The sequence below is a fragment of the Nostoc sp. UHCC 0251 genome (assembly GCF_034932245.1).
Taxonomy (GTDB): Bacteria; Cyanobacteriota; Cyanobacteriia; order Cyanobacteriales; family Nostocaceae; genus Nostoc.
On record NZ_JAYGHD010000214.1, the window covers coordinates 1 to 3,937 of the forward strand.

The 3,937-nt window shown below is 42.2% G+C and carries 3 protein-coding genes; all 3 read right to left on the minus strand.

Annotated features, from left to right (window positions below):
* Positions 1-72: 72 nt before the first annotated feature.
* Positions 73-720 carry a class I SAM-dependent methyltransferase gene (locus VB740_RS17445; protein ID WP_323201226.1) on the minus strand — a complete coding sequence of 216 codons (648 nt, stop codon included), beginning with the start codon at positions 718-720 and terminating at the stop codon, positions 73-75.
* Positions 721-983: 263 nt separating this feature from the next.
* The gene (locus VB740_RS17450) at positions 984-3,182 is read right to left on the minus strand and encodes a sensor histidine kinase (protein ID WP_323201227.1); all 2,199 of its coding nucleotides are present in this window, start codon (positions 3,180-3,182) and stop codon (positions 984-986) included.
* Between the two features lie 135 nt (positions 3,183-3,317).
* Complete coding sequence (locus tag VB740_RS17455) at positions 3,318-3,743, minus strand: hypothetical protein (RefSeq protein WP_323201228.1); 426 nt, start codon at positions 3,741-3,743, stop codon at positions 3,318-3,320.
* Positions 3,744-3,937 lie beyond the last annotated feature (194 nt).

The following is a 3,937-nucleotide window of genomic DNA, read 5'->3' on the forward strand; positions in this document are numbered from 1 at the left end:
TATTAGCCCTGAACTTTAGTTCTGGGCGGTTTATGTCTAGAACGAAATAGCCCTAGTGTGATACTCTTGTCTTTAAGCTTTTAAGTTTTTCAGCAGCAATTGACAACCACATAAAAACGGGTTTGGATTTTCTATGCGATCGTCCACAAGCACTTCAATGGGAAGCTTGCTGTTATAAATCAATTCGTCATAATCCATCAATGCATTCCACTTGATTTTGCCAGTCGGGAAGCCTAGCCCTGAAGCACCATCAAATATTAATTCTTGCCATTTCTGAATCTCTAGATTTTGCGATTTGCAGTAATCGAGAATGGCAATAAATGCACCAGGCTTGGTAACTCGTAGAATTTCCTTAAGAGCAAGAACTGGATCGTTAACGACACAGAAAGTAAATCCCGATGCTGCTGCATCAAAGCTATTATCAGGAAAATCAAGATTGCATATATCCGATACCTTGAAGCTGATGTCTGCGGATACACGCTTTTTACGTGCTTCATCCATCATCTTCTCGGAAAGATCAACACCGACGACATGCACGCCTTCAGGGTAGGCTGAAAGATTAAGACCTGTTCCTACCGCAGCATCTAGTACAGTTTGTCCTGGCTGAAGCTGCAAAGAAGCAATTAGAGGTTCGCGCTCAATGTGCCAGTAACGCTTCATAATTGCGTCATAATCCACTGCACCTTGATCGTAGGTTTCGATCACCTGATTTATCTGCATAGGTTCCTTAACAAATATAACTACTGAGTTTAATTCCTCAATATACGTATAATATAATACTTAATTTCATCTGACTATAGTAATAATGGCTAGATGATTTGGCAATTCCAAATTAGTAGAGTTGTCGCCAAATAAGCTAAAAAAGCGATCAAAGCCAGTCACAGTGAACATTTCAATAATTTCGGTCTTTTGTCGCTAAAACCTATGCTGTATAAGGTTTTGAGCTATTTAGGGCTTTATTAAGCGACAAGTCTAGTATTAAGTTAAACTACTCTATGAACCTTTAGCTGGAGAGGAACCTGAATGATAAACTCGGTTCCAACTCCCGAAGTTGAGAAACACTCTAGTTTGCCGCAATGTTTTTCTGTGATGATTTGATAGCTGATGGACATACCCATTCCGGTTCCTTTACCAATGGGTTTGGTGGTGAAAAAAGGATCGAATATTCGTTGCTGTAAGTTTTTGGAAATACCGATTCCGTTATCAGCGATCGCTACTTCTATCCAGGTTGAATTAACTACCGATGTCCGAATCTTAATTCGACTAGGATTGTCCTTGATCTCCTGATAAGTACGCTTGGCATTGCTTTCTTCTAATGCATCAATTGCATTCACTAAAATATTCATAAACACCTGGTTGAGTTGTCCGGCATAGCATTCTATTAGCGGTACAATGCCATAGTCTTTAATCACCTCAATTTCAGGTTGCTCTGGTTTAGCTTTGAGACGGTGTTGCAAAATCATCAGGGTACTATCGATGCCCTCATGTATATCGACCCTTTTTAATTCCGCTTCGTCGGTGCGGGAGAAGTTTCGCAACGATAGTACAATTTGGCGAATGCGATCGGTGCCCACTTTCATGGAAGACAACATTTTCGGCAAGTCTTCTTGCAAAAACTCCAGATCCATTTCTTCAGCAGCGATTTGAATTTCTGGAGCCGGAATAGAAACATGCTCCTGATACAACTGCACAAGCCTTAATAAATCCTGGGTATATTCCTGCACATGGGCAAGGTTGCCATGAATAAAGTTGACTGGATTATTAATTTCGTGTGCAACTCCAGCAACTAGTTGTCCCAGACTAGACATTTTTTCACTTTGAACAACTTGAGATTGAGTGCGCTGCAATTCCTCTAATGCATTTTTGAGCTCAGTAGTGCGTTCTTCTACTCGATCTTCTAATTCTTCCTTGCTTTTCTCTAGGGCAGTAAACGTTTCGTGCAGTTGCCCTGCCATGTAGTTGAAAGAGTTGGATAGGGTATCAAGTTCTCGAATGCCGCTAGTTTCTACTGTCTGATCTAAATTGCCGGATGCCATTGCCTCACTTGCCCAATTCAGGCGTAGAATCGGGCGGACAATCCAATGAGAGGTGAACACGCCCATCACCGAAGCAAGCAACAATGCACCAAAACAAAGTGCGATCGTGGTGTGTGTGTTGGCGTTAATTTGCGCCATGAATGCGCTTTCTGGCACACTCACTACCACTAGCCAATCTAAGCCATACTTGTCACGCCAAGGTACAACATCGACAAAATGGCGTTTTCCTTCGACTTCAAGCTGAAAATCTGTGTCTTTAGTGATGGAAGCAAATCCGTTGAAGGTTTGGAGATGTTTAGCAACATTCTGGATTATTGGGTCAGAACTTTCCATTGCCCGCAATCTCTTAGCTTTTTGATTAATGAAGGTAAAGGGCTTTTCTGTGCCGGAAGTGGCAATTAATGTGCTATCCCGTTCTAAAAGAAATACCCGCCCAGACTTACTAATATCCAAACTGCGTAAAAAATCGCTGAGTTTCAGTAGATGAATATCCGTAGCAATCATTCCTAGCAGGCGATTTTGTGAATCATAGATTGGACGACTGCTAGAGGCGGCAATGTAAGGACCGGTGGGAAAGTTTTCAACCAGAATCTTTGCCCAAATAGGTTTACCGGCAGCTATGGGTTGGGTATACCAAGGTTGTTTAGAATTTTCCCAATCCCACCTAGCATTTACCTGAGTTCGATTGCCTTGATCGTCAGTAGCATAAGTGTAGACATTGTTAGGGGGCTTGGCAGTCCAATCATCAATGGTGATAGTTTTGCCATCATAACGAGCAGCACCTGCCCCTTCACCCGTCGTTAGTCCAATACCAATATAAGTCAGATCATAGGCCTGCATCTGATCCCAGAAATACTTGCCAAGGGTTTTGCGATCGCGCACATCTAATATTCCCCTGCGGATAGCATCTGCGTTAATCTGGTTAAGCGTTTGCGGAACGGAAAGATGAGACTTCAAATGTTCATCCACTACCTCGCTGGTACGATCCATTAGCTGCCCTGCCAGGTCGTTAACTGCTCTTTGTCCATTTTTAAAGGACAAATAACCCACTAAACTGACCGCTGCAAAAATTTGGATGAGGAAGGGAACAACAAGAACAATCTGTAATGGTAACGCTTTACCTTTGCTAAAATAGTGAGTTTTCATTGGAAATTAGAAGTTGATGCTAATCTGATTTCCTTCTATAGTTCCCAAGATGCCTACCTACTAACCTTTGTTTAAATTTTTTTGTCAAGCTGTAGTGCGTTGCGCTTTGCGACAACGCACCATCATGGGCACATCTTAATTTGTCGCTACCGTTTTCTTTCCATTCTTGCCCTCTACACTAGCAACGAATGATAATTGCTCAGTACCGGAAGTTGGCGGTTCGCCTCGCAGTCCCTTACGACGTTGATTTTTAGGAACTCCTCCCGCCATGCCATACTCTACACTGCTTTTGCCATATCTAGTTCCAACTGCCATCAGCATGTGCTCTGTCATATCTCCCAACTCGCTTTCTATTTCCAGCATTTCACGATACAACTTATCCAAGCTGGAAAGGGCACTGTTGTAGGCATTTTCTTTAGATCGCATCGTCTCGATCAAGGTTGAGAAAGCAGGTAAGGTGAGTCCATTGCCTAAATCTAAACTTGGAGCAATTGAGTTTATACCAGCCGCACGACGCGCTGCTTTTTCTAATACTACAGAAGTTCTTTTTTTCCGAGCCATGATCTACACCTTGTAATATAGTACGGTTAATATTCTTTACCTTAAAAATTTCCGTACAGATCAGCCTGAGAGAATTTCGGCAAATCTGCAATGGCTTTTGCTACACAAGAATAATTACAGCAGATTGCGCGAACTACTTAAATGAGAAAGCAAACTGGGGTTTGAGAAAGTAAAAGCTGATTTTGCTTGCGGAA

What these genes read in the sequence shown, in the direction of transcription:
- VB740_RS17445 (WP_323201226.1), bottom strand. Translation starts at nt 720, where the DNA reads ATGCAGATAAATCAGGTGATCGAAACCTACGATCAAGGTGCAGTGGAT.
- VB740_RS17450 (WP_323201227.1), bottom strand. Translation starts at nt 3,182, where the DNA reads ATGAAAACTCACTATTTTAGCAAAGGTAAAGCGTTACCATTACAGATT.
- VB740_RS17455 (WP_323201228.1), bottom strand. Translation starts at nt 3,743, where the DNA reads ATGGCTCGGAAAAAAAGAACTTCTGTAGTATTAGAAAAAGCAGCGCGT.